Origin of the sequence: Bradyrhizobium sp. AUGA SZCCT0431, from assembly GCF_018131065.1 — a bacterium.
In the GTDB taxonomy this organism is placed as follows: Bacteria; Pseudomonadota; Alphaproteobacteria; order Rhizobiales; family Xanthobacteraceae; genus Bradyrhizobium.
The window spans coordinates 49,251-72,812 of sequence record NZ_JAFCLR010000042.1 but is presented as its reverse complement, the minus strand read 5'-3'; the positions used below and the strand labels follow the sequence as shown (position 1 = coordinate 72,812).

Sequence of the window (23,562 nt, the reverse complement as noted above, 5' to 3'; positions counted from 1 at the left end):
CAAGCTCGCCGGCGGCGTCCACCGCCTCGACGGCCAGCTCATGGTCGTCCTCGATGTCGATCGCGTCCTCGAAATCGTGCCGGATCTGATGGCGGCATAAGAAGCAGAAGCAAGGCGAAAGCGTACATAACACTTGGAAACGCCCCCTTTGGGGAATGGAAGTAGAGGCCGAAAATGAGAACATGTCTCGTCGTCGATGACTCAAGCGTCATTCGAAAGGTCGCACGCCGTATCCTGGAAGGTCTTGATTTCCAGATCATCGAAGCCGAGGACGGCGCGAAAGCGCTGGACGCCTGCAAGCGCGCCATGCCCGAGGCCGTCCTGCTCGACTGGAACATGCCCGTGATGGACGGTTATGAATTCCTCGGCAATCTGCGCCGCATGCCCGGCGGCGATGCGCCCAAGGTGGTGTTCTGCACCACCGAAAACGACGTCGCGCACATCGCACGTGCGCTGCACGCCGGCGCCAACGAATACATCATGAAGCCGTTCGACAAGGACATCGTCACCGCGAAGTTCCAGGAAGTCGGCCTGATCTGATCTGTCCAGACGATCCGGCGGCCAGGCGGCCTTCGGCGTTGTTTTCGTAAGCGTGCCGTTCGAGTCGTTCCTGGTGAAGTAATGAGTATTGCGTTGACAAGTGCCCCGGCCCCGACTTCGACACGGCAGGACAAGCTGCGTGTTATGGTGGTCGACGACAGCGTCGTCATCCGCGGGATGATCTCGCGCTGGATCGGGGCCGAGCCGGACATGGAGGTCGTCGCCTCCCTGCGCACCGGCCTCGACGCGGTCAACCAGCTCGAACGCATCAATCCCGACGTCGCCGTGCTCGATATCGAAATGCCGGAGCTCGACGGCATTTCCGCGCTGCCGAAACTGCTGGCGAAGAAGCGTGATCTTATCATCATCATGGCCTCGACGCTGACCCGCCGCAATGCGGAGATCAGCTTCAAGGCGCTCTCGCTTGGCGCCTCCGACTACATTCCAAAGCCCGAAAGCACGCGCGAGGCTTCCGCAGCCGAAACTTTTCGCCACGATCTGATCCAGAAGATCCGTCACCTCGGCGCCAAGATCCGCCGCAACGTGCACGCGCCCGCGCATGTGACGCCGCCTCTGGCGCCGGTCCACGAGCGGCCGCGTGAAGCTTCGGTCCGTGCGCCGACGGTGGCACCGGCAGCGCAATCGCAATTGGCGCGCCGCCCGTTCAGCATGCTGGCGCCGCGCGTGCTCCTGATCGGTTCGTCGACCGGTGGTCCGCAGGCACTGATGTCGCTGGTCACCGAAATCGGACCTGTGATCGACCGTTTTCCGGTTCTGATCACGCAGCACATGCCGCCGACCTTCACCACGATTCTCGCCGAGCATCTGGCGCGTTCGAGCCGGCGGCCGGCGCATGAGGCGGTCGATGGCGAAATCGTCAAGGCCGGCCGGATCTATCTCGCGCCGGGCGGCCGCCATATGCGGGTCGTGCGCCATGGCGCGGAGGCGGCGATCGCGCTTGACGACGGACCGCCGGTGAATTTCTGCAAGCCTGCGGTCGATCCGCTGTTCACCTCGGCGATCGACGTCTGGCAGGGCGGGATCATGTCCGTGATCCTGACCGGCATGGGCTCCGACGGCATGCGCGGCGGCAAGGATATTGTCGCGGCCGGCGGCAGCGTGATTGCCCAGGACGAGGCGACGAGTGTGGTGTGGGGCATGCCGGGTGCGGCCGCGAATGCCGGCATTTGCGCCGCGATATTGCCGCTTAATCAGATCGCGCCGAAACTGGTTCGGTTGTTTTCGGGAGATCGTTCGTGACGCCTCAGGACTATGAGTATCTGCGTAAGCTTCTGAAAGAGCGTTCCGGGCTGGACCTGTCCGCCGACAAGCAATATCTGGTCGAGAGCCGTCTGGTGCCGCTGGCGCGCAAGGCGAGCCTTGCCGGTATTCCCGAACTCGTTCAGAAGATAAAGGCTGGCGCCGACGCGCTGACGGCCGAGGTGGTCGAAGCGATGACCACCAACGAGACCTTCTTCTTTCGTGACAAGCTTCCGTTCGATCATCTGAAAGAGGCGGTGCTCCCGGCGCTGGCGCAGGCGCGCGCGGCGCGCCGTTCCCTGCGCATCTGGTGCGCGGCTTCCTCCACCGGGCAGGAGCCGTATTCGATTGCGATGTGCCTGAAGGAGGCCGGCTCCATGCTGGCGGGCTGGCGCACCGAGATCGTCGCGACCGACCTTTCGCTGGCCGTGCTGGAAAAATCCAAGGCCGGCATCTTCAGCCAGTTCGAGGTGCAGCGCGGCCTGCCGATCCAGATGCTGGTGAAATATTTCACGCAGAATGGCGAGCTGTGGCAGCTCAACGCCGACATCCGCAGCATGGTGCAGCACCGTCAGTTAAACCTGCTGCAGGATTTTTCTCACCTCGGCACGTTCGATGTGATCTTCTGCCGCAACGTCCTGATCTATTTCGACCAGGACACCAAAGCCAAAATCTTCGAACGCATCTCGCGGATGCTGGAGCCCGACGGCGTGCTGGCGCTGGGGGCTGCCGAATCCGTGGTCGGAATCACCAACGCCTTCAAGCCCTATCCGGATCGCCGTGGGCTCTATCGTCCAAATGCCGCACCAACTGTTGTGCGCCCCGGGGTAGCGACCCTGGTGCCGCAGGCGCCAAGGTCGGTGGCCTCGGCACGCTGATCTATCGGTCTACCGATAGCTTCCGCTACAGAATCGCGTGCGGTACGAACCGTGACGTGTTGCCGGTGATCGGATTTTCGTCCTCGCGGATCGATAGTCCGCACGGTGTGTGATCGATCAACCAGCTTCCGAGCACCGGATATTGGTCGGAAAAGCTCGGCAGGGACGCGAAAGCCTGCAGGATGAATCCTTCCGCCCCATATGGGCCTTGCTGTTCCATCAGCGTCGAGCCGGCGCTGACGAGCGTAACATTTGCGCCTTCGCGCGAATAAAGCGGCTTGCGCACGAACGAGGAGCCGAGCATTGCCGCCTTCGGATCGTCCTCGAAATAGGCCGGCAGCAAATTAGGGTGTTTTGGGAACATCTCCCAGAGCAGCGGAAGAATGCCCTTGTTGGACAGGATCGCTTTCCACGGCGGCTCGATCCAGCGAGTCGGCGCGCTCGACAGATTTGCGCCGAACGTGTCTTGGAACATCCATTCCCAGGGGTAGAGCTTGAAGGCAAGCTCAATGCCGCGATCGTCGAGATCGACGAAGCGGCCATCGCCCCCCAGTCCGACGTCCTTGATGTCCATCAGCGTGGTCTTCAATCCGGCCTGGCTCGCGGTGTCCTGCAGATAGGCCAGCGTGCCGGCGTCCTCGGCATTGTCGGTCATCCCGGTCAGATGCAGGTGCTTTGCGCTGCCGTGTTTTTTCCAGGCGTCGATCAGCCGTTCATGGATCGAGTTGAACTGGTCGGCGCGCTTCGGGACGATGTTGCGTTCGATCGCCTGTTCGAGCCAGGTCCACTGAAAAACCGCCGCCTCGAAAATCGAGGTCGGCGTATCCGCGTTGTACTCGAGCAGTTTCGCAGGGCTCCAGCCGTCGTAGCTCAGGTCCAACCGGCCATAGAGGCTGGCGTCGCGGCGGCGCCAGCTCTCCGACAGCAGGGGCCAGAAAGCTTCGGGTATTTTCAACCGGCGCAGATATTTTTCGTCGTTGATCGCGCGGCCGACCACCTCGAGGCACATCGCCTCGATCTCGCCGGTGGGCGCCTCGATCCGCCGTTCGATCTCGTTCAGCGTGAACGCGTAATAGGCCCGTTCGTCCCAATAACGCTCGCCGCCAATCGTGTGAAAAGTGAAGCCGGCGCTTTCGGCGGTGGCACGCCAGTCGTCACGTTCGGGGCAGGGGATGCGTTGCATGGAATTCAGCCGCCTGAGAAGCCGACGGCGTGCCCGAACGAACCGAAGCCGCCGCGCTGCGCGCTGTGCGAGCCGGAATCGGAGATGCCCGAGGATGAAGAGGATGAATGGCTCGTGGACGAATCACTGCCGTAATAGCTGCTGCGTGAGGATGAGGACCATCCACCACCGGAGCCGCCGGAGCTGCTGGATGAAGATCCGCGCTGCTGGCATTCGGCGGCGCTGTTTTGCAGCAGCGACGGCTGCGGTGTGTTCGGCGAGGGCTCGCATTTGTTGCGCGGCATCAGCGTGTAGGCGACGCCGCCGACCGCAAGCGTGCCCATCAGAAACAGCGCGACGTGGCCGGAACGCTTGGCCGGAGGGCCCGACGGCTGCGGCATAGGCGGCACCGATGGTTTGTGCGTCCCGAATTCGCTTATGCGGCTGGGGGGCTTGTTCGCCATGGTCAGTAGATCATGCTGGCGGCGTTGAGCGCGCCGGCGGCCAGCGAGGCGAGGCCAAGCCAGATGGCCGCGGCAAGTTCGCCGTCCGCAATCCGCTGCGACAGCTTCGGCACCGGTATCTTGACGATGTAAAAGACGATGATCTGGACGATCAGCGCGACGACAGCCCAGATCAGGCAATCCCAGACATTGGCGGAATGGGCGATGGCGCTGACCAGAGGCAGCGCGAAGCCGAGCAGGCTCAGCCCCAACGCGATCGCCGCCGCCGGATTATTGTCGCGGATCAGCAGGAACTCGTCATGCGGCGTGACGCGGGTATAGACGAAGAGGTAGGCGGCCACGGCGACCAGCGCCGTGCAGAAATAGACCAGAAACGCCGGTAGCCCGGCGAGGGATTGCAAGATCATTGATAACGCCCCGACTCAGGCCGGTCCCCACGTTCGCACGATCTATTCGTCGGCGCATCGGAGGTGTCGGTTCAATCCCAAGCGAATCTGCCGAAACAAAAACTCCCCAAACAAAAACTCCCCAAAAACAAAAACCCCGCCATTCGCGGCGGGGTCCAGTCGGGGAGGAGTGAGCCTTGCGGCTCGCCGTAAACCCTGGTCAGGCGGGAATGCGTTCTTCCTGCTCGTGCGGCTCGCGCAGCACGTAGCCGCGGCCCCACACGGTCTCGATGAAGTTGCGGCCTTCGGAAGCGTTGGCGAGCTTCTTGCGCAGCTTGCAGATGAAGACGTCGATGATCTTGAGTTCGGGCTCGTCCATGCCGCCATAGAGGTGGTTGAGGAACATTTCCTTGGTGAGCGTGGTGCCCTTGCGGAGCGAGAGCAGCTCCAGCATCTGGTATTCCTTGCCCGTCAGATGGACGCGCTGGCCACCGACCTCGACCGTCTTGGTGTCGAGATTGACGACGAGGTCGCCGGTCTGAATCACCGATTGGGCATGACCCTTGGAACGGCGCACGATCGCATGGATGCGGGCAACCAGTTCGTCCTTGTGGAAGGGCTTGGTCATGTAGTCGTCGGCGCCAACGCCGAGACCCTTGACCTTGTCCTCGATGCCGGCGAGGCCGGAGAGGATCAGAATGGGGGTCTTGATCTTCGACACCCGAAGCTGCTTGAGCACGTCGTAACCGGACATGTCGGGCAAATTGAGGTCGAGAAGGATAATGTCGTAATCGTAAAGCTTACCGAGATCGACGCCTTCTTCTCCGAGATCCGTCGTATAGACGTTGAAACTCTCGGATTTAAGCATCAGCTCGATCGACTGCGCGACGGCGCTGTCATCTTCTATCAGCAAAACGCGCATGCCAGTCCCCTATAGTCGCCGCTCCGGGCGTCAGGTCGGCCGCACTTGCGGCACTCAAAACGCCTTTGAACAACTGATTCGGATCCTGACGACATATGGTTAACAAATACTGATTCGTGTTCGCAAGCTCTAACCGTGCAATTTTTATCGAATCGCCGTAAGATATTGCGTCGAAGCAGCTTTTCCTTACCGTTCTCGTTCAAGTTCCACATTAAGAGACGGGCCTAACCGACTCCCGCGACTCATCCTTCTTCTGATGGGCGAGCGCTCTCAGTCACCAAAGACAGTGACGCAATGATTAACGATGCGGGTAAACACGAGGTTAAGTGGCCCTTTCAAAGACGCGGAAACTTAAGGTTTTCGCAATGAAGGCACTCGCGGAACAGATCGGCGACGTCGACGGCGTCAATATATATGGCCGTGTGATCGGCGTGCGCGGGCTGATGGTCGAGATCGCGGGACCGATCCATGCGATGTCGGTCGGCGCCCGGATCGTGATCGAGACCGGCGGCAGCTTCATTCCGGCCGAGGTGATCGGCTTCTCCGGGAACAATGCGGTGGTGATGCCGTTCGCCGGCCTCGATGGCGTCAGGCGCGGCTGCCGCGCCGTGATCGCCAATGCCGCGGGGCAGGTGCGGCCCTCGCCTTCCTGGCTCGGCCGCGTGCTCAACGCGATGGGGGAACCGATCGACGGCAAGGGGCCGCTGACGCAGGGGCCATCGCCGATGCCGTATCGGAACTCGCCGCCGCCGGCGCATTCGCGCCAACGGGTCGGCGCCCCGCTCGATCTTGGCGTGCGCGCCTTGAATACGTTCCTGACCTGCTGCCGCGGCCAACGGCTCGGCATCTTCGCCGGATCCGGCGTCGGCAAATCGGTGCTGCTGTCGATGCTGGCGCGTAATGTCGATGCCGATATCACGGTCATCGGCCTGATCGGTGAACGCGGCCGCGAGGTGCAGGAGTTCCTGCAGGACGACCTTGGCGATGAAGGCCTGGCGCGCTCGGTCGTGGTGGTGGCGACCTCCGACGAGCCGGCCTTGATGCGCCGGCAGGCGGCCTATCTGACGCTCGCGATCTCCGAATATTTTCGCGATGAAGGCAAGGACGTGCTGTGCCTGATGGATTCCGTGACGCGCTTTGCGATGGCGCAGCGCGAGATCGGGCTGTCGGCGGGTGAGCCACCGACCGCCAAAGGCTACACGCCGACGGTGTTCACTGAACTACCGAAGCTCTTGGAGCGGGCAGGGCCGGGCACCAGCGCCGGCACCATCACCGGCATTTTCACCGTGCTGGTCGATGGTGACGATCATAACGAACCGATCGCCGACGCGGTGCGCGGCATCCTCGACGGCCACGTCGTGATGCAGCGATCGATTGCCGAGCGCGGGCGTTTTCCCGCGATCAACGTCCTCAAATCGGTCTCCCGCACCATGCCGAAATCGGCCGATCCGGCCTATCTGCCTGTGATCATGCGGGGCCGTCAGGTGATGGCGACCTACGCCGATATGGAGGAACTGATCCGGCTCGGCGCGTACCGGGCGGGGTCGAGCCCGGAGGTCGACGAGGCGATCCGGCTGCACGAGCCGCTGGAAGGGTTCCTGCGGCAGGGCAAGGGTGAAAAAGCAAGCCTCGCCGACGGCTACCAGCAATTGGCGCAGATCCTGACTGGTTTGGAAACGGAACGCTAACTTTGTCAGGCCATCATCCCCGGCACATGAATAGTCTTGCTGGCGGGGCCCCCGGGGGAAGCCGGCTTTGTCCCGCGTTAAGATTGGGACTTCTGGGGAGTATGAGTCGATGAAGTCACGTGAAACGCTGATCCGCCTGAAGAAGTTTCAGGTCGATGAGAAGCGCCGAAGGGTTACCCAGATCGAAGGCATGATCGCTGATTTCCAGCGCATGTCGGTCGACCTCGAGCGCGAAATCCAGACCGAGCAGGACCGGGCAGGGATCCAGGATCCGTCCCACTTTGCCTACCCGACCTATGCCAAGGCGGCGATTCAGCGGCGCGAGAACCTGACGCGTTCGGCCGACGAACTGCGGATCCAGCTCGAGGATGCCAAGAGCCTGCTCGGCGAAGCCTTCGAGGAGCTCAAGAAGGTCGAACTGCTGGACGAGCGTGACCAGGCGCGCGAACGCGCCGAGGAGAACGCCCGCGAGCAGGCCGACATGGACTCCATCGGGTTGATGCGCGCCCGCCTCGGCGCCATCGCCTGACGCCTTACCTTCTCTCATCCGATCATTGACAACCCGGGCCGCAAGGTCCGGGTTTTTCTTTGATGATGTCCACAGACAGGCGTCTTGGTGGCTGGTTTGCTGCAAGGTATGCTAGGAGGGTTCTCGATGCTCCCGGCGTAAAGCGCGATGGGGGATCGCGATTTGGGGGACGCTGAATGCTGACGCCAGCAGAGCTGGTCTGGCTGATTGCCGCTGTTGCGAAGGGGGATGAAGCCGCTTTCGAGCGGCTTTACGCCGCCACGCGCGCGAAACTCTTCGGTGTCGTCCTCCGTATCTTGCGCCGACAGGATCTCGCCGAGGAGGTCATTCAGGAGGCCTACGTCAAGATCTGGAACAGTGCCGGCCAATTCAATCCGGCGCTTGCTTCACCGATCACCTGGATGGCGGCGATCGCGCGCAACCGGGCGATCGACGTCGTGCGCAAGAAGAGCGAGGCCTCGATCGAGGAGGAGCCGACGGCGATGGAAGTGGCCGCCGATTCACCCGATCCGCTGGCGCGGCGCGAGATGACGGAAGAGTTGAAGCGGCTGCTGGAATGCGTCGGCCGTCTGGAGCCGGATCGGCAGAAGCTGGTGCTGCTGGCCTATTACAACGGCTGGAGCCGCGAGCAGCTGGCCGCCAAGTTCGAGACGCCGGTGAATACGGTGAAGACGTGGCTGCGCCGCAGCATGATGGATATCCGGGAATGTCTCGGGCTTTGAGTTTTTGAAATGAGTTTTTGGATTTGAGTTCTTTGGAAGATGTCTTGAAAGGTGTCCTGGACGTTAGATGATGGCCTATAGCGAAGACCATATCGCGCTCGCCGCGGAATATGCGCTCGGCACCCTCGATGCCGACGAGCGCGCGCAGGTCGAAACCATGATGGCCGTCGACACGGAATTCACCGCCGTGGTCCAGGCGTGGGAGTACAGGCTCGGCGCCCTCAACCAGATGGTCGGCTCGGTCGAGCCGCGGCCGATCGTCTGGGAGAACATTCAACGCGCGATCGGACATTCCGGACCGCAGGTGCCGCTGGCGCTGCCGGAAGCCGTCGCTGCTCCGCCGCCGGAAGCCGCCGCGCCTCCGCCGCCGGTCGATCCCCTGATGGCCGAACTGACCCAGGCCGCGGACAATTCCAACGTCGTCCAGTTGTCGGGCCGGGTGAAGCGCTGGCGCAATCTGGCGTCGTTTGCAACGGCTGCCGCCGCGGCGCTGATCGCGATGCTGGCGATGCAGGTCTATTCGCCGGACATGCTGCCCAATGCGCTTCGTCCCAAGATCCGCACGCAGGTGGTCGAGGTCAAGACACCGCCGCTGCCGGCGCCGCCATCGGCGCAATACGTTGCGATATTGCAGCGGAACGGCGGCTCGCCGGCGTTCATCCTCACGGTCGACGCCGCCACCAAGAATTTCACCGTCCGCAAGGTCAATGCCGATGCGGAAGCCGGCAAGAGCTTCGAGCTATGGCTGGTCTCCGACAAGCTGCCGCAGCCGCGATCGCTGGGCGTGATCGGCGGCAGCGAGTTCACCGCGCGTAACGTGCTGGCGTCCTACGACGCCGGCACGATCAACGCCGCGACCTACGCGGTGACGGTCGAGCAGGCCGGCGGATCGCGTGACGGCAAGCCGAACTTGCCTCCGGTCTTCGCCGGCAAGCTGATCGAGACGGTGCCGGCTGGGCCGGCGCGCTGATTTTTTGGACCCCCATAATTTTTGCGACCCCCATTTTATTTTGATGCGTTTTCTACCGCAGATAAGTCTACGCAATCTGCGCAAACTTGATTGCTATGCGAACCGGGATCCACTTCGCTTGAAAACGCTATGCAAAAAGAAAACGCCCGTGGGGAGCGGGCGTTTTCGTAGTCAACTTGGGGGTAGTTGGGGTCTTCTAGTACTTCACGTGGCGACTTTGGGGGGCTGTAAAGAGCCGCGTGAATTCGTGAATTCCTTTGTTAGCGAACGACCGAATTGCCCGAATTGGTGACCACGACCGGCTTGCCGGCCTTCATCACGGGGGTGCTCGCGGTCTGCTGGAAACCTTCGTCCGAACTGGTGCGCGCCGAGATGCCGAAGCCGGCGACCAGGATGCCCATGACCAAAGCTACGACCACAATCTTGAGATGGGTCATCCGGTCGGCGCTGTAAATCGAGTGGTTCATGGAAGTCTCCTGCCCGCCTTCCCCTGCGTCGAATTAGACGGCCTCATCGACAAACAGGTTCAACGTCTCGGCACAGGAAACGTAGGAATTCGCTGTTTCGTTCCACAGATGCGATCACAACGCAGTGAAAAGACTTGAACGGCCGCGATTGGAGACCTAGCGACAGTGTCTCGAAATCAGTAATTTATGAATTGTTTCAATGTGTTATATGGATATTTCGTGTGCCGTAGCAAAACGCCCCCGGCGGGGCCGATTTTTACAAACCGTTTGCCTGTGGCGAAAATGCCTCGCAGTCGCCTTGTCGTTTTTCGCGGCGGAACTAAACGCTGCCGACCGTTTTCAGCCGGGCGCGCGGGTGGATTTCGGCCTGCGACAGCACGGTGGTCTGGGCGCGGAACCGTTCCACCAGCGAGCGCACGAACGGGCGGATCGCCGCCGACGTCACCAGCACCGGCGCCTCACCTTCTTGCGCCGCGCGCTCGAAGCTGACGCGCACCGCGGTCATGAACTCCGACAGCTTTGACGGCTGCATCGCCAGGCTGCGGTCTTCGCCGCTGCCGACGATCGATTCGGCGAACGCCTGCTCCCAGCGCGCCGACAGCGCGATCAGCGGCAGATAGCCGTTGTAGGAGGTGTTCTGGGCGCAGATCTGGCGCGCCAGCCGGGCGCGGACGTGCTCGACCATGGTGGCGGGATTGCGCGAGAACGCCAGCGCGTCGGCAATGCCTTCCAGGATGGTGGAGAGGTCGCGGATCGAGATCCGCTCGGACAGCAGCAATTGCAGCACGCGCTGGATGCCCGACATGGTGACCTGGCTCGGCACGATGTCCTTGACCAGTTCGCCCTGTTCCTTCGGCAGGTCCTTGATCAGCTTCTGCACCTCGCCATAGGACAGCAGGTCCGACATGTTGCTCTTCAACAGCTCGGTCAGATGCGTCGACAGCACGGTCGCGGCGTCGACGACGGTATAGCCCTTCAGCGAAGCCTCTTCCTTCAGGCTGGCGTCGACCCAGGTCGCGGGCAGCCCGAAAGTCGGCTCGATGGTGTGGATGCCGGGCACGCCGACCTGGTTGCCGGCGGGGTCCATGACCATGAACTGGTTCGGCCAGATCTTGCCGCTGCCGGCGTCGACTTCCTTGATCTTGATCATGTAGGTGTTGGCCTCGAGCTGGACGTTGTCGAGGATGCGCACCGCCGGCATCACAAAGCCCATTTCGACCGCGAGCGAACGGCGCAACGCCTTGATCTGTTCGGTGAGGCGGTCGGTGCCGTCGGGGCCGTTGACCAGCGGCAGCAGCGCATAGCCAAGCTCGATCTTGAGGTCGTCGATCTTGAGCGAGTTGGCGATCGGCTCTTCCGCAGCCGCGCTGGCGGCTGCCGCGGCAATGTCGGGCGCGGCGAGCTCGGCGGCTTCGGCGGCCCTGGTGTCGCGGTTGCGGTTGCGCGCCTTCCAGGCCAGCGCCGCGGCGCCGCCGCCGAGCGCGAGGAACGGCAGCATCGGAATGCCCGGCAGCAAGGCCAGCACCAGCATCACGCCGGCCGACATGCCGAGCGCCTGCGGATAGCCGGAGAGCTGCTTCATCAGCGCCTTGTCGGCGGCGCCGGTGATGCCGGCCTTGGATACCAGGAGGCCCGCCGCGGTCGAGACGATCAGCGCCGGCACCTGGGTGACCAGGCCGTCGCCGACGGTCAGGATCGTGTAGGTGCGGGCGGCATCGCCAAAGCTCATGCCCTGCTGGGCGACGCCGATGATGATGCCGCCGATGACGTTGATGAAAACGATCAGCAGGCCGGCGATGGCGTCGCCGCGCACGAATTTCGAGGCGCCGTCCATGGCGCCGAAGAAGCCGCTTTCGTCTTCCAGTTCCTTGCGGCGCCTCTTGGCGGTGGCTTCGTCGATCAGGCCGGCGGACAGGTCGGCGTCGATCGCCATCTGCTTGCCGGGCATCGAGTCGAGCTGGAAGCGGGCCGCGACTTCGGCGATACGGCCCGAACCCTTGGTGATGACGATGAAGTTCACGATGACCAGGATCGCGAACACGATAATTCCGATCACGAAATTACCGCCCATCACGAAATTGCCGAACGCCTCGATGACATGGCCGGCCGCCGCCGTCCCCTCATGGCCGTGGCTCAGGATCAGCCGGGTCGAGGCCATGTTCAGCGACAGCCGCAGCATGGTCGAGATCAAGAGGACGGTCGGAAACGACGAGAATTCCAGCGGCGCCTGGATGAACAGCGCCGTCATCAGGATCAGGATCGAGACCGTGATCGAGATCGCCAGGAACAGGTCGAGCACGATCGCGGGCAGGGGGAGGATCAGCACCACCAGGATGGTGAGGACGCCAAAGGCGAGGGCGAGATCGCCGCGCCGGAGGATGGTGCCGATTTCACTGAGGCTGGGGAATCCGCCGCTTGCCCCCGTGCCCTGACCTGCCGTGACGTCGACCATGCTCGCAGCTCCTCGCGAATGGCGGCCGCGGCCGCCAGACGTCTTCGCGGCGGCCGAAGGGCCGCCGCTCCGTAAGTGAGGCACCGCACTGGCGTCCACGGGGTTCCTCCCGTTCTACGCGGCTGACGACACTCGACTTCACTGGGCAAATTTTGCCCGGTGTATGGTTAGCAAAGGGTTAATTTCCGGTGGCTGGGCCGTCGTTTGGCCGCCGGATTGCCCCTACCTCCGTCGTCCCGGCCTTGAGCCGGGACCCATACGCCGCGGCGGTTGTTTTGAAAGACGATGTTCGACGACGTTCTTTCAATCGCTAACGCCGGTGGTTATGGGTCCCCCGATGCGCAATTGCGCATCTGAGCTCGAGGCCGGGACGACGGAAGGACACACCTTCGCGATCCCGCGACGCAAAGCGCCCGAGTGGTTCAATCCGTTCCTCCCCAAAACAAGGGAGCAGGGAATGCCGGGTGCGCGCTGCACCCGCGGTCTCGTGTGCGATTGTGCAACAAGATGGTGCACACGAGCATACAGGGCAGCGGAGAGCATCCGACATTCCCTGCGCAATGGCTTTACGGCTTACTTCGTGCTCTCCTCGGTCGGGCCGAGCTCGTTGTCACCGTCATCCCTTGGAAGCGTTAGCCTCCTCAGAACTTGACGCCAGCATCGGGGCGTCGGGACCACACGACTTCACCGTACGCCTTTGTCGCGCGCGTCAAGCGCAACATCGGCGTCCACCGCATCCCACCCCGCGTCCGGACGATCGCGATACGCCCCTCGTAGAGGGATGAGACGGGGATTGATATGCAGGTGAGTCGGGGGTGGCGTCAACAAAAATTTCTGGAAATCAGAAGGTGGCTCCTGGGACACTTGGTGTGCCGTCGACCGTGACGTTGATCGCTCACTGCCACCTTGACCGAGCACCCCGGCCCGCGCCGGTTCCAAAACAATCCTTTGAACCTTAGCCCGTCCCTGCAGACAGATAGCTACCGGAGCATTGCACTTTCCGGGGCTAGCACAGCGCCACTCAGCATCATTCGGCTTTGGGGCGCTGTTGCGTGAGTGGCCTATTTTGAATCTGCGAGTGGCCTATTTCGGCCACTACCCGTTCCTTAAAGGATAAGGTCTATGACCGAAGGGCGACGTTTCAAACAAATCGACCCCCTCGACAAAGGCCTGTTGAAGGAGGCCGAGCGTCGCTGGAGAGAGGCTCGAATGGCTCTGCCCGGGGTGGAGGAGCGCGACAGGCTAGCTCGCGAAGCGCGACTTGCAGAACCGGCCTCTAACAAGAGGGTTGCGGCACCCCGCCAGAAGGCTCTGACCCAAGCGTAAGGCCGCCCCAGCTGGCGGCCTCTTTCATGGGACCGGATATTTTCAATCGCTCAATTTCATCAGCCAAAAACAGGTCCTATGCGCTGCTAACGATTTCGCGATGTGAGCAATATTGATCACTATGTCGGAAACCGGACATGCCAGATTGTCCCGATCACCGCCCGGCCATCGGCTTCTATCGGTGATGAGAACGCCAGTTGCGCTCCCGCCTCCCTCAAGGAATGGAGCAGCGCCCATGCAGCGACGCCGTTTCAAACAGTCCGAACCACTCGATCAACGTCTATCTCACGAAGCAGAGCGCCTCCGTAAAGTAGCCCAAGGCACGCCGCCAGGGATCAAGCGCGACAATCTCATTCGTCAGGTTCGCCAGTTGGAGACCGCCTTGCAGGTCCAGGAGTGGCTAGGGTCGCCGGGCCTGCAAGCGCGCCGTTGATGCCAGAGTATCGCGCTTACATCGTAGGCGAGGACGGGCATTTCATCGGATACGAGCCGATGGTTTGCGCCGATGACAGCGAGGCTACGGAAAAAGCCAAACACCTTTGGATCTGATGGCCGGCCGACACGCTGAAAAAGTCGAAGATTGACCGACCAGGACAACCTCGCGAAAGGCGTTGCTCTTCTATCGAGGAGGGCAGTGATTAGATAGGGAGGGGGCAACCCAAGGAGTTGCCATGAAAAAGCCTCTGACGATACCGGACGAGCCGCAACCCCGCAACATCACACGCGCTGACCTTGTGATGACCGTGGGCTTTGGCTTGGAAGTCGATGGCCGGATGAAGACGGTATTTCCAACGCTTGAAGCGGCGCAGAAAAGGGCGAGGGATCTCAAAGCCGAGTTTCCGATGCTCCAAGTCAAGGTGTACGACGCTGCGGAAAAGAAGATGCTGGAATTGTCGCCGACTGAGTGACGCTACGAGACCATAAAGGGCCGTAGGGTGGATTGACGACCGGACGGCGGATTACGCTGTCGCAATCCGCCCAACGCTTCCCCATTGCCTGCTTGCAAGCGCTCTGGTCACGAACAGTTTCTGCTCTTACAATCATATATGAACGCTGAGACGCTGCTCCGGAAGCAGAGCATTGTGTAGCATCAATTAGGAGACGTTCATGGCCAGGGCATATTGGGTGGCGACGTACCGCGCTATCAAAGATCCCGCAGCAATGGCAGCATACGCAAAGGTATCAAGGCCAGCTCTGGAAGCTGCTGGAGGTCGAGTACTTGCTCGAGGCATGCCGGCAATGATCTTTGAGTTGGGACTTAATGAGCGGGTCGTTCTGATTGAGTTCGATAGCGTCGAAAGCGCCAAGGCCGCATACGAAAGCCCAGCCTATCAGGCGGCTCACGCGCTTCTCGGGGATGCCGTAGAGCGCGACATTCGAATTGTTGAAGCGGAAATCTGACGGGGCGCGAGTATGTAGGCCCGTAGGCGAATCGAGCCCAACGGGTCCGCGCAAAGCGCTGACCGGATGACAGGGCTCCGGCGTAATCCGCCGTTTTGTTTTCGACCGTACGAGCTAATTGGTGGCCGGGAGAACGATGATATCCATGAGAATAATTGTCCTTTTGATAGCGGTGTCTGCTTTAACGCTTGGTCCGGCCCTCGCTCAGCAAGTGCAGCTACAATCCGCGGTGCAAGTCGATTGCTCGGCCTATCAGCGGAACGCTGATGGCAGTTGGGTTGCCTTGCGAGCGAACAAAATACTGGAGCGCGAAAAGGTATCGCAAGAAGTTGCGCCGGGCGACGACTTGGAGAAACCGAAAGACGGCAGGTCGCTCTATCCGCTTCTTAATGCATTATGTGATCGTCCAAAGCAGGGCCGTAGGGCGGACTGAGCCGACTTGTCTGCGTTAGCTCAAAGAGCGAAGGCGGAAGGCTTAATCCGCCGTTTTGTTTTCGACTGGACGGCGGATTACGCTGTCGCTAATCCGACCGACGAGCTGTTCATCCCCGAAGTGGGTAGCGGAACCGGGCCCTGGCCCCTTTCATTAAATCTGCCTTCCGTCAGGAACCCGACATAGGCCGGGGCAGTTAAGTCGGGATCACCGCACGGTCAGTGGCTTACATCGGTGATGAGAACGCCGGTCGCGCTCCCGCCTTCCTCAGGAATGGAGCAGCGCCCATGCAACGACGCCGTATCCAACATGATACCCCACTAGATCAGCGCCTGGCAGAACAGGCCGAGCGCCTGCGTGATGAGGCGCGGGGCACCCCGCCCGGGATTGAGCGAGAGAGGCTAATCCGCAGGGCACGACAGGCGGAAACCGCCGCGCATATGCAGGAATGGCTTTCGTCGCCCGGGTTGAGACCTCCCGAGTGACACGAAAGTCGCTTTCCCATCCCATGACCCTCGACATCACAAACCCGGACGCCTTAAAGCGAAAAGGCATCATCGCTCTCGATGTTGTCGATGAGGAAGCCGCAATTGAGCTTGCACGGAAGATAGCCGATGCAACCGGGCGTTCCGTGACCGTCAAGGATGCGGACATGATTGAAATTCAAACCATCCCGGCCACCACAAAGCAGTAAGCGCGTTGGGCGGATTGCGCCGACCTGTCCGCCGTAGCTCAAAGAGCGAAGGCGGAAGGCGTAATCTTTGTCTTTGGTTCGGACGGCGGATTACGCTGTCGCTAATTCGCCCTGCGAGCTAATTCGCTTTGGAACCTCTGACTTGTCTGGGCGTCTGTTTGAAGCTTCCAGCCAGAAAGGTGCCCCCCCGACTGCTGGAGGAAAACCCGTGTCATTCGGGTTGGCGGCCCCCTCGTTGGGGCCGTTTGAAAATTCGGAAACTGACGTTCGCGAACTCCCGTAGTTCTCCTACCGTGAACGATGTTCCACTAATCGGGCATACGACCGTCCGCCACCAAAACTAGTTGCGCAATGTTATGGCCTTCTTGTAGGTCGCGGGGTCATCGAGGATCTTGACCATGTACTCGGCCACATCAGCGCGGGTGGCTGTTGAGGTGATGTTCCAGCGCAGATCGGTGCCGGCCTTCAGGTTTCCGCGAGCAGGCTTGAAGGTCAGCGTTGCCGGTCGAACGATCGTCCAATCGCAGTCACTCTTCCGAACAGCTGCCTCCTGCTCCTCCTTGTCTGCCATCACCTTCCTGAGTGCGAGCTTGACCAGGAAGCCTGCGCCGAAACTCCCGGTGTGGTAGCTCTCACCGACACTCACCGAATTCTCGACGATGAGCCGGCCGCGGCCTCGTGGCATGGCGGCCAGAATGTTCCTGGTTCCCACCGAGCAAACCGGGACACCGGGCTGGCGTCGACCCCGATCGCCTTTCGCCTGAGGTATCGCCCCCAACGTGCAGATGACCGCATCCGTACCCTGGACCGCAGATGCCACCGAGGCTGGATCCATTGCATCGCCCTTGGCGATTCTGAGACTCGGATGGGTCAAGGGCATGCGCTTTGGGTCACGGACAAAGGCAGTGACGGCGTGACCCGCGGACAAGGCGGACTCAACGACGAGCCGTCCTGTCGACCCCGTTGCACCAAAGACCACGACGTTCATCACACCCTCCCGTCGCGCGGCTTCGAAGCGCGATCGCCGTGCGGAGTGGTTTGGTCCGTGAAACCAGAAGCATCCTTGCGTGGATATTCAGGCAGCAACAGCTCGGGGGCCCGCCGGGCGCAGTTCAGGCGTTGTTGTTGCGACGACATGATGGAAAGGACTCCTTGGGTTGGCGGCCGCGGCATCGACAGAATTCGCCGCGCTGATCCCAAAGACGAGGCAGCCTGGTCCTTTGTGACCGATTTGTCTCCTGCTGACCGCCGCCACCGCCTTACACACGGTATCGACGACGCTACGTTGAGGCGTGTTTGCGGTCGATTGGGCCCGCGGGAGAGGGCGAGCCATACCAAGGTGTCGGTCCGCAGGGCGGATCGAGCCGACCTGTCCGCCGTGGCTCAAAGAGCGAAGGCGGAAGGCGTCATCCGCCCATTTTGTATTCGGTTCGAACGGCGGATTACGCTGCCACTAATCCGCCCTAAAGGTCGGCCGGGACGAAACCGTTTTCCCGGGTCGCGAAGTCGTCCTGAAACAGAGCGCCGGTAGCCTATGTCAGGTCAAACAAGGGGAAGCTCAAACAAGGGGAACGGTCATGTTAGTCGCCATCCTCAATTCGATTTACCGCCATTTCATCACGGCTGCCATCGTTGGCATGGCAATGACCCAGGGGAGCCGCCGATGACCGAGCTCATAGCAGCCCTGTTGGCCTTCCTCAGCATAGGCGTTTTCGTGGCGCACGCGTTGGACGCCTATCGCACCGGCTAGGGCCGTATCCGCCATTTTTTATTCGGTTCGAGCGGCGGATTACCGTTGCTAATCCGCCCCGCGCGCTGGCGAAGCGTAGCGGCCCGCTCACTCAGAGCGGCGCGTCCGAGATCGCGACGCTGCGTGACCGCGGTCACAATCTGCGGGATAGCGCCACCGCATACTCGCTCCGGATCAACGGCGACATATCGCCAAAACACGGAGCGGGACCAACGCCAAGGGGCAGACGGTGCCCCACAAGGAACCCAAGCCGCCCGTTGTTAATACACCTGTCGTGCCCGCTCGTTTGATCAAGTTCCATTTCTGACGGAGCCCGCTCCGTGCGGGTCACGTCGCGCTTCCTGATTCCGTGATCAGGACCGTCTCCAAAAGTGACTGAACTTGCTTCCCCAACCCTCCGACCCATTCAGAGGCGTCCGAATTCCCCTCTGCGAGGGTTAGATGGCCGAAGTCGTCCTGGAAGCAATCTGCCACCTTCTCGCGGCGCTGTTCGAACTCGGCTCCGGTCTGCCACCGCTCAAACCAAGACCGGGCAAGCCGAGCGTCCCGCAAGTCGCTGCAAAAAAAACTGTCCTGATTCAGATTGACTGATGTCCTCGGCCGGCCCCGGACGCTTGGTCCTGGCCTACCTCGGAATTGCCCGAGAGCCGGATTGACCGGCGGTCGCCGGTGCGAAACGTATTTTTCCCGATTGCAGATACTGACATGGATAACAGCGCCGAATATTGGCGGCGGGCGCTAGCGGCCCACGACCAGGCGCGACGGGCCACGAATGAGACGGACAGGGCTGCTTGGCGACGGATCGCCGAGAGCTTTACGACTCTCTTCCGGCAGGTTCAAAGTGAAGAAGCAATAGCCGCTATCGACTCCGTTGACGCAGCGAGACGCGACGATGTCCTGAAGAACTAGCGCCGGGCCATGTTGCTTCGAGCCGAACGGCGGATGACGCTGTCGCTAATCCGCGCTACGCGTTGATTTGAGTTGTTAACTATTTCGCGATGTGAGCTGTATTGACCAGTATGTCGGCTGCCGGACATGACAGATTGCCGAGGTCACCGCACCGCCCCTGTTGGCCCCTATCGGTGATGAGAACGCGCGGTTGCGCTCCCGCCTTCCTCTATGGAACGGAGCAGCCCTATGCAGCAAAGACAGCACTACACGCCACCTGAAATCCTCGTGCAACGTCTTGCCGAAGAAGCACACTGCCTGCGCGAGCAAGCCAAATTGCTTCCACCTGGCGCGGTTCGTGAGGCCACGATCCGCAAGGCACGACAAGCCGAAACCGGATCGCACTTGATTGACTGGCTGCGATCTCCCGGTCTGAAGGTTCCGAACTAATGCACGCATTCAGCGATAACTACACCTTGGGCAAGTTCAACCCTCCCTCATACGCGAACTGGCTCGCCGAACTTCGCGCCCTGTTTCCTGTCCAGGATGAATTCCTTCTAGCGGATGCGATCTTCAGTTTCCCAAACGCATTCAAGGAAGGAAAGTCGCCGCAACAGGCTTACGAGTTGTTCGATATTTTCGTCAGCGCGGAGGCTTGAACCTCAAACGACAACAGCCGCAGGCCGCCGCAGTTGGCGCCTCTGTGGCTGGAGACCCTTGCCGCCGTCTTTTCCGGCTCATAGTCGAATGGAAGCAACGACCGAACGGCGGATGACGCTGTCGCTGATCCGCGCTACGCGCCCGGTCACGGTCGTTCGAGCGAAGGCCCGAAAGCTCAGGATGCCTTTCGCCAGTTAACGCCGCCGCAAATCGAAGCCTGGTGTTATTGGGCCGGGTTTTCGTATGAAGGCCTGGAATATACAGGCACGGTGCCAATCTCCCGTCCCGCATCATTGATGATAGCGATGCGGCGTTCAGGATCGTCTTCGGGCTTATCGAGTGAAACGCCTACGGCGATCACCGTCGCCCTGATGATGGCAGCGGTATCGTCGTCGCAAACAAAGCCTGATGAATCAAAAAGCCTGTGGCCGTTCTTAACATCGAAAAAGTAGCGGGGCATTGGTAACCTCCAGATTGCCAAGCTGCTGCAGACAGCATTGTTCCGATATCGGGCCGCCCGGTCCAGGGGAACGCCCCACCACTGAAAGCGTTGGTTCCATGTCATCGCGCGAGGGGTGAAGCCGAAGGGAAATGAATGCCAGCGCGGCCCAGTCACATTCCGCACGCCACGGAGCGCACCGCGTTACAAAAGATGAACCGCACGCGCGGGCTTCGGCCAGAACAGATGCATCCAGCAGGGAAGAAAATTATTGCGGGAATGTTCGCGAAAGGCTGGATTGAAAAACAACCGGACGGCCGAACGTACTGCATAACGCCGGCAGGCGATCAGGCTTTAAGAGCCATCATCCCGGGACCGTAGGTCGGCTAATTACGCTGTCGCTAATCCGTCCTGCGAGCCTCTATTTTTTCTTCCAGAAACGCGCGAGGATTTTGGGCCTGGGTCGCTTGCTGACAAGTCTGGACCCGCTTGGCGGCGAGGCTTGCTTCCTGACCATCCAGCGATGCGTGATATCGCACTTCGGGCAGTGCAAGGTTTGCAACTCAAATCCGGGTTGATCTGGCTGCGTACGAACGAGGGTCATGTCGCTTTGACAGGTAGGGCAATGCGCCGGTTCTCCAGCCTTCATTTTCCCAAGCCTCCCGAAGAAGCAACAGGCAATAGGGTAGACGATAAGAAATTTGTGGCCACATCAAGAAAGGGAATTCAAGCGCCCAGCCGGGTTGTCCGCCGTACCTCAGGGAGAGGGCGGAAGGCGTCATCGCCATTTTTGTCTTCGGACGGAGGATGACGCTGCCGCCGCCTGATTTCCGCTGTGTGCACAAGTGGACAGACTGGCAGTGCCAGCAGCGTATTATCGTGGCATCACCGCCCGGCCAGTGGCTTCCATCGGTGATGAGATCGCCGGTTGCGCTCCCGCCCCCTCAGGAATGGAGCAGCGCCATGCAGCGACGCAGTTTCAAACAGACCGCCCCGCTAGATCAACGTTTTGCAGAAGAGGCAGAACGCCTGCGCAAGGAAGCGCGAGGCACCCCGCCGGGCGCCGCGCGCGACAAGCTCATTCGCCGGGCCCGACAGGCCGAGACAGCTTCGCACATGCAGGAATGGCTGGCGTCACCGGGCCTGCAGGCCCCACGGTGACGCCAAAGCCTGCGTCGATCAAGCCACGGCCTGGCTTGAAGCCAACGCCGATCCTGCGCACCTAACGCAGCATCCTGCGCCCAATGTTCACATTTGAACATTATTTCGGAACCAATCATTCCAGCGTCACTTGCCCTGCCGGAGGACTGCAATACTGCAGCAGGGAGCGGCTGAAGTGGATCATGCGGTTACCATACTGGTCGTCGAGGACGACCAGCTCATTCAGGCCATGGTCGAAGATGCGCTTTCGGACGGCGGGTTTAAATCAGCCATCACAACATCCGGTGAGGAAGCCATTGCGCTTCTCCAGGGTGATGAAACGCAATACCGGGCGGTCGTGACCGACGTCAATCTGCTCGGAAGACTGAACGGATGGGAAGTCGCTCGCGCGGCAAGAGAGGCCGATCCGGCGATGCCCGTTATCTATATGACCGGCACTCACGAAGGCGAGTGGGCATCCAAGGGCGTCCCCAACAGTGTCCTGCTCGCCAAACCCTTTGCCCCGGCGCAGCTTGTGACCGCCATTTCCAACTTGCTCAATATCGGCGCGCCGCCGACGTAGGCGATGTGCCGCAGGATTTCTTCGACCCGCTTGTTACGGGGGCGTTCGCGCGCGCGATTACGTTGCTGCAGGATTGCTTCAGGGCAGCAGGACGGATTGAGCGCGCGGAGCCGACAAGGAAGACAAGGCAGCGGAGGTTAAGCGAACGCGGCGGGCAGGGGCCGGATCACATTCCCTAGGGATCAAGCCGCGACGGATTGCGGTTCCGGCCTGGCGGCCACCACGCCGGCGCGCCTGATATTGAGAATCTGCCACTTCGAAGTATCGAAACAATCGGCGGCCTTCGTCTCCGCGGCGGCGGCATCCGGTGCCTGAATGGCGATGTGGAATTTCCTCGCGCCATCACTCAGCGTCATTCTGAAAACCTGCATTCTCGGCGCCCCTCCATCTGATGAAAGGGTGGCGCGAGCAGGGTTAATTTTTCGTTACCGAGGTCTGGCCTGTCGCTAATCCGCCCGGATGCGCGCTACGGCTTTCCCCACGGTCGCGCTTCCAGCGCAGCGCACTGCACGCCGAGACCTTGCCTTGCAACCACCGGTCTGTTCGATACGATGCCTCCCGCGTCAACGGCACAGGTCGATGAAATGAATTGGGTGATCGGATTTGCGTTTGCAATCCCGGTGGTTTTGATCAACGGGTTCTTGCTGATGATGTATCCTGCGATCGTTGGCTTGGGTGGACCGTTTAACGCCATCCTCGCCTGCGGATTTCTCATCTCGCTAATCCCCGGATTGCTGGCGTTGCTGATCAGACGATTGAGCGCTCCACCGGCGCCCGCCCAGAAAGCGCCCGGCCAATAATCGAAGGCGCAATCCGCCATTTTGTTTCGGGTCCGGACGGCGGAATACGCTGTCGCCCGTCCGCCCCGCACGCGGGTTTGAAAACAGCAGCGGCCGACCTAGATTGGGTGCAACAGACGAGAGGTCGTGATGATTGCGCTGCTGACGAGACAGGACGGAATCGCGAGCGACGTCAAAGTGGCGGCGATCATCGTTTGTGGCGTGCTGCTGTTCCTGGGCCTTGCCATCTTCTTGCTGGGGCCCGGAATCGCCTTCCTTCTTGTTTGCTTGATCGAGATCTGTGGCGGGATTTATGACTGGCTTTTCCCGGCCAAACCCCGCCCGACGAAATCGTAGGTGAAGGCCGCCGCAGTTGGCGGCCTGTTTACTTGCCGTTAAGTCACTGGCGCGACGATATTCGAATGAGGGTGTTGGCGGCCACGATCGTTGCTCTCCTTGTGCTCCAATTTGTGGACGAGCATTTCCATGGCTCGCACTATTCCCGCAGTGCGAAGGCCGTCATTTCTCACATGGCAAGATCGTCCGGCTAGGCCGCCTCAGGTCCTGCGAAGTTCGTCCTAGCTCCGGCTCATCCGCCCTTTGGTCTTCAGGTCGGACGGCGAATTGCGCTTTCGTCCATCCGCCCCAAGAGTTCCCGAAATGAAACTCCGCGAGATCGACGAGCAGCGGAACAAAGCCGCGCCGTCGGCGTAAAATCCGGATGGACGATTTGGAAAAGCGCAAGGAAGAGGCCCTCGTCGTGATGTCACTGAGCACCGCGACGCTGATCGCGTGCTTTGGTATTGCGCTTGCGTTGATCTAGGCCGCCTCGGTTGGCCGCCTTTTCTCCCTTGTACCCTCCACAACCCCAATCGGGCCACGCCGGAACCGCTGGCCTGTTTCGAACCTCGGTCGAATTTATAAGTTGCCTACGAGACAGACGAAGGCCGCAAATGTCTGCTAGATGACATTATCACCGCGCCGTCCTGGGCATCTTTCGGTGACTGAGAGTTTGTCGCGCTCCCGCCT

Annotated in this window: 26 protein-coding genes and 1 pseudogene; 17 read left to right on the top strand and 10 right to left on the bottom strand. The window is 61.0% G+C overall.

Annotation, left to right across the window (positions count from 1 at the left end; translation table 11 throughout):
• The 4 genes and pseudogenes from JQ567_RS38405 to JQ567_RS30880 form a co-directional block, all read left to right on the top strand.
• Window positions 1–100, top strand: a pseudogene (locus JQ567_RS38405) (chemotaxis protein CheW); the annotation flags it as partial.
• A 74-nt stretch (window positions 101–174) separates the two neighbouring features.
• Window positions 175–540: a PleD family two-component system response regulator gene (locus JQ567_RS30890; RefSeq protein ID WP_192739881.1), complete on the top strand. Its 366-nt coding sequence runs from the start codon at window positions 175–177 to the stop codon at window positions 538–540.
• Window positions 541–621: 81 nt separating this feature from the next.
• The gene (locus JQ567_RS30885) at window positions 622–1,800 is read left to right on the top strand and encodes a chemotaxis response regulator protein-glutamate methylesterase (protein ID WP_212442322.1); all 1,179 of its coding nucleotides are present in this window, start codon (window positions 622–624) and stop codon (window positions 1,798–1,800) included.
• A complete protein-coding gene (locus tag JQ567_RS30880) occupies window positions 1,797–2,678 on the top strand; it encodes a protein-glutamate O-methyltransferase CheR (RefSeq protein ID WP_212442321.1) in 882 nt (293 codons plus the stop codon). Before JQ567_RS30885 ends, JQ567_RS30880 begins: the two co-directional genes overlap by 4 nt.
• A gap of 25 nt (window positions 2,679–2,703) precedes the next feature.
• On the opposite strand, the gene JQ567_RS30875 is transcribed toward JQ567_RS30880, so the two are convergent.
• The 4 genes from JQ567_RS30875 to ctrA form a co-directional block, all read right to left on the bottom strand.
• Window positions 2,704–3,861 carry a glutathionylspermidine synthase family protein gene (locus JQ567_RS30875; RefSeq protein WP_212442320.1) on the bottom strand — a complete coding sequence of 386 codons (1,158 nt, stop codon included), beginning with the start codon at window positions 3,859–3,861 and terminating at the stop codon, window positions 2,704–2,706.
• A gap of 5 nt (window positions 3,862–3,866) precedes the next feature.
• Complete coding sequence (locus tag JQ567_RS30870) at window positions 3,867–4,241, bottom strand: hypothetical protein (protein ID WP_312017494.1); 375 nt, start codon at window positions 4,239–4,241, stop codon at window positions 3,867–3,869.
• A gap of 65 nt (window positions 4,242–4,306) precedes the next feature.
• Window positions 4,307–4,711, bottom strand: a complete 405-nt coding sequence (locus JQ567_RS30865) for a DUF350 domain-containing protein (RefSeq protein ID WP_212442318.1) — start codon at window positions 4,709–4,711, stop codon at window positions 4,307–4,309.
• A 199-nt stretch (window positions 4,712–4,910) separates the two neighbouring features.
• Entirely contained in the window at window positions 4,911–5,612 is a 702-nt protein-coding gene (gene ctrA, locus JQ567_RS30860) for a response regulator transcription factor CtrA (protein WP_015688285.1), read from the bottom strand.
• A 365-nt stretch (window positions 5,613–5,977) separates the two neighbouring features.
• Between ctrA and fliI the strand changes: the two genes are divergently transcribed.
• The 4 genes from fliI (at window position 5,978) to JQ567_RS30840 (ending at window position 9,521) form a co-directional block, all read left to right on the top strand.
• Window positions 5,978–7,300: a flagellar protein export ATPase FliI gene (gene fliI / locus JQ567_RS30855; RefSeq protein ID WP_212442317.1), complete on the top strand. Its 1,323-nt coding sequence runs from the start codon at window positions 5,978–5,980 to the stop codon at window positions 7,298–7,300.
• Between the two features lie 109 nt (window positions 7,301–7,409).
• Window positions 7,410–7,829 (top strand): flagellar export protein FliJ, encoded by a 420-nt coding sequence (fliJ, locus tag JQ567_RS30850; protein ID WP_212265991.1) that lies wholly within the window; start codon window positions 7,410–7,412, stop codon window positions 7,827–7,829.
• 176 nt (window positions 7,830–8,005) lie between these two features.
• A complete protein-coding gene (locus JQ567_RS30845) occupies window positions 8,006–8,551 on the top strand; it encodes a sigma-70 family RNA polymerase sigma factor (RefSeq protein WP_212390083.1) in 546 nt (181 codons plus the stop codon).
• Between the two features lie 70 nt (window positions 8,552–8,621).
• Window positions 8,622–9,521, top strand: a complete 900-nt coding sequence (locus JQ567_RS30840) for an anti-sigma factor domain-containing protein (protein ID WP_212442316.1) — start codon at window positions 8,622–8,624, stop codon at window positions 9,519–9,521.
• Between the two features lie 260 nt (window positions 9,522–9,781).
• Here JQ567_RS30840 and JQ567_RS30835 read toward each other — a convergent pair whose 3' ends face one another.
• Both JQ567_RS30835 and flhA read right to left on the bottom strand, forming a co-directional pair.
• Window positions 9,782–9,988 carry a hypothetical protein gene (locus JQ567_RS30835; RefSeq protein WP_212442315.1) on the bottom strand — a complete coding sequence of 69 codons (207 nt, stop codon included), beginning with the start codon at window positions 9,986–9,988 and terminating at the stop codon, window positions 9,782–9,784.
• 319 nt (window positions 9,989–10,307) lie between these two features.
• Window positions 10,308–12,440, bottom strand: coding sequence for a flagellar biosynthesis protein FlhA (flhA, locus tag JQ567_RS30830; protein WP_212442314.1), 2,133 nt, complete (start codon window positions 12,438–12,440; stop codon window positions 10,308–10,310).
• Window positions 12,441–14,437: 1,997 nt separating this feature from the next.
• Between flhA and JQ567_RS30825 the strand changes: the two genes are divergently transcribed.
• The 3 genes from JQ567_RS30825 (at window position 14,438) to JQ567_RS30815 (ending at window position 16,294) form a co-directional block, all read left to right on the top strand.
• Entirely contained in the window at window positions 14,438–14,674 is a 237-nt protein-coding gene (locus tag JQ567_RS30825) for a hypothetical protein (protein ID WP_212442313.1), read from the top strand.
• A gap of 199 nt (window positions 14,675–14,873) precedes the next feature.
• Window positions 14,874–15,167: a DUF1330 domain-containing protein gene (locus tag JQ567_RS30820; RefSeq protein ID WP_212442312.1), complete on the top strand. Its 294-nt coding sequence runs from the start codon at window positions 14,874–14,876 to the stop codon at window positions 15,165–15,167.
• An 881-nt stretch (window positions 15,168–16,048) separates the two neighbouring features.
• Window positions 16,049–16,294 carry a hypothetical protein gene (locus JQ567_RS30815; RefSeq protein ID WP_249165840.1) on the top strand — a complete coding sequence of 82 codons (246 nt, stop codon included), beginning with the start codon at window positions 16,049–16,051 and terminating at the stop codon, window positions 16,292–16,294.
• 340 nt (window positions 16,295–16,634) lie between these two features.
• Here JQ567_RS30815 and JQ567_RS30810 read toward each other — a convergent pair whose 3' ends face one another.
• Window positions 16,635–17,282, bottom strand: coding sequence for an NAD(P)-dependent oxidoreductase (locus JQ567_RS30810; protein WP_212442311.1), 648 nt, complete (start codon window positions 17,280–17,282; stop codon window positions 16,635–16,637).
• A 1,203-nt stretch (window positions 17,283–18,485) separates the two neighbouring features.
• On the opposite strand from JQ567_RS30810, the gene JQ567_RS30805 reads away from it, so the two are divergent.
• From JQ567_RS30805 to JQ567_RS30795, 3 genes are all read left to right on the top strand, one after another.
• Complete coding sequence (locus tag JQ567_RS30805; protein WP_212442310.1) at window positions 18,486–18,635, top strand: hypothetical protein; 150 nt, start codon at window positions 18,486–18,488, stop codon at window positions 18,633–18,635.
• 546 nt (window positions 18,636–19,181) lie between these two features.
• The gene (locus JQ567_RS30800; protein ID WP_212442309.1) at window positions 19,182–19,382 is read left to right on the top strand and encodes a hypothetical protein; all 201 of its coding nucleotides are present in this window, start codon (window positions 19,182–19,184) and stop codon (window positions 19,380–19,382) included.
• Window positions 19,382–19,591, top strand: coding sequence for a hypothetical protein (locus tag JQ567_RS30795; RefSeq protein ID WP_212442308.1), 210 nt, complete (start codon window positions 19,382–19,384; stop codon window positions 19,589–19,591). Before JQ567_RS30800 ends, JQ567_RS30795 begins: the two co-directional genes overlap by 1 nt.
• A 224-nt stretch (window positions 19,592–19,815) precedes the next feature.
• On the opposite strand, the gene JQ567_RS30790 is transcribed toward JQ567_RS30795, so the two are convergent.
• Window positions 19,816–20,052 carry a DUF6894 family protein gene (locus JQ567_RS30790; protein WP_212442307.1) on the bottom strand — a complete coding sequence of 79 codons (237 nt, stop codon included), beginning with the start codon at window positions 20,050–20,052 and terminating at the stop codon, window positions 19,816–19,818.
• 942 nt (window positions 20,053–20,994) lie between these two features.
• Between JQ567_RS30790 and JQ567_RS30785 the strand changes: the two genes are divergently transcribed.
• Entirely contained in the window at window positions 20,995–21,192 is a 198-nt protein-coding gene (locus JQ567_RS30785) for a hypothetical protein (protein ID WP_212442306.1), read from the top strand.
• 175 nt (window positions 21,193–21,367) lie between these two features.
• Window positions 21,368–21,754: a response regulator gene (locus JQ567_RS30780; RefSeq protein WP_212442305.1), complete on the top strand. Its 387-nt coding sequence runs from the start codon at window positions 21,368–21,370 to the stop codon at window positions 21,752–21,754.
• A gap of 182 nt (window positions 21,755–21,936) precedes the next feature.
• Here JQ567_RS30780 and JQ567_RS30775 read toward each other — a convergent pair whose 3' ends face one another.
• The gene (locus JQ567_RS30775) at window positions 21,937–22,125 is read right to left on the bottom strand and encodes a hypothetical protein (protein ID WP_212002287.1); all 189 of its coding nucleotides are present in this window, start codon (window positions 22,123–22,125) and stop codon (window positions 21,937–21,939) included.
• Between the two features lie 95 nt (window positions 22,126–22,220).
• Entirely contained in the window at window positions 22,221–22,574 is a 354-nt protein-coding gene (locus tag JQ567_RS30770; protein ID WP_212442304.1) for a hypothetical protein, read from the bottom strand.
• A gap of 109 nt (window positions 22,575–22,683) precedes the next feature.
• Here JQ567_RS30770 and JQ567_RS30765 point away from each other — a divergent pair, with 109 nt between their 5' ends.
• Window positions 22,684–22,890, top strand: a complete 207-nt coding sequence (locus JQ567_RS30765) for a hypothetical protein (protein WP_212442303.1) — start codon at window positions 22,684–22,686, stop codon at window positions 22,888–22,890.
• Window positions 22,891–23,562: the final 672 nt, after the last annotated feature.

Coding starts and splice junctions, on each gene's coding strand:
- JQ567_RS30835 (WP_212442315.1), bottom strand. CDS start 9,988: ATGAACCACTCGATTTACAGCGCCGACCGGATGACCCATCTCAAGATT.
- JQ567_RS30870 (WP_312017494.1), bottom strand. CDS start 4,241: ATGCCGCAGCCGTCGGGCCCTCCGGCCAAGCGTTCCGGCCACGTCGCG.
- JQ567_RS30805 (WP_212442310.1), top strand. CDS start 18,486: ATGGCCGAAGTCGTCCTGGAAGCAATCTGCCACCTTCTCGCGGCGCTG.
- JQ567_RS30795 (WP_212442308.1), top strand. CDS start 19,382: ATGCACGCATTCAGCGATAACTACACCTTGGGCAAGTTCAACCCTCCC.
- JQ567_RS30820 (WP_212442312.1), top strand. CDS start 14,874: ATGGCCAGGGCATATTGGGTGGCGACGTACCGCGCTATCAAAGATCCC.
- JQ567_RS30765 (WP_212442303.1), top strand. CDS start 22,684: ATGATTGCGCTGCTGACGAGACAGGACGGAATCGCGAGCGACGTCAAA.
- JQ567_RS30825 (WP_212442313.1), top strand. CDS start 14,438: ATGAAAAAGCCTCTGACGATACCGGACGAGCCGCAACCCCGCAACATC.
- fliI (WP_212442317.1), top strand. CDS start 5,978: ATGAAGGCACTCGCGGAACAGATCGGCGACGTCGACGGCGTCAATATA.
- ctrA (WP_015688285.1), bottom strand. CDS start 5,612: ATGCGCGTTTTGCTGATAGAAGATGACAGCGCCGTCGCGCAGTCGATC.
- JQ567_RS30865 (WP_212442318.1), bottom strand. CDS start 4,711: ATGATCTTGCAATCCCTCGCCGGGCTACCGGCGTTTCTGGTCTATTTC.
- JQ567_RS30810 (WP_212442311.1), bottom strand. CDS start 17,282: ATGAACGTCGTGGTCTTTGGTGCAACGGGGTCGACAGGACGGCTCGTC.
- JQ567_RS30800 (WP_212442309.1), top strand. CDS start 19,182: ATGCAGCAAAGACAGCACTACACGCCACCTGAAATCCTCGTGCAACGT.
- JQ567_RS30845 (WP_212390083.1), top strand. CDS start 8,006: ATGCTGACGCCAGCAGAGCTGGTCTGGCTGATTGCCGCTGTTGCGAAG.
- JQ567_RS30840 (WP_212442316.1), top strand. CDS start 8,622: ATGGCCTATAGCGAAGACCATATCGCGCTCGCCGCGGAATATGCGCTC.
- JQ567_RS30775 (WP_212002287.1), bottom strand. CDS start 22,125: ATGCAGGTTTTCAGAATGACGCTGAGTGATGGCGCGAGGAAATTCCAC.
- JQ567_RS30770 (WP_212442304.1), bottom strand. CDS start 22,574: ATGGCGGATTGCGCCTTCGATTATTGGCCGGGCGCTTTCTGGGCGGGC.
- fliJ (WP_212265991.1), top strand. CDS start 7,410: ATGAAGTCACGTGAAACGCTGATCCGCCTGAAGAAGTTTCAGGTCGAT.
- JQ567_RS30790 (WP_212442307.1), bottom strand. CDS start 20,052: ATGCCCCGCTACTTTTTCGATGTTAAGAACGGCCACAGGCTTTTTGAT.
- JQ567_RS30890 (WP_192739881.1), top strand. CDS start 175: ATGAGAACATGTCTCGTCGTCGATGACTCAAGCGTCATTCGAAAGGTC.
- flhA (WP_212442314.1), bottom strand. CDS start 12,440: ATGGTCGACGTCACGGCAGGTCAGGGCACGGGGGCAAGCGGCGGATTC.
- JQ567_RS30875 (WP_212442320.1), bottom strand. CDS start 3,861: ATGCAACGCATCCCCTGCCCCGAACGTGACGACTGGCGTGCCACCGCC.
- JQ567_RS30785 (WP_212442306.1), top strand. CDS start 20,995: ATGCAGCGACGCAGTTTCAAACAGACCGCCCCGCTAGATCAACGTTTT.
- JQ567_RS30885 (WP_212442322.1), top strand. CDS start 622: ATGAGTATTGCGTTGACAAGTGCCCCGGCCCCGACTTCGACACGGCAG.
- JQ567_RS30815 (WP_249165840.1), top strand. CDS start 16,049: ATGGCTTTCGTCGCCCGGGTTGAGACCTCCCGAGTGACACGAAAGTCG.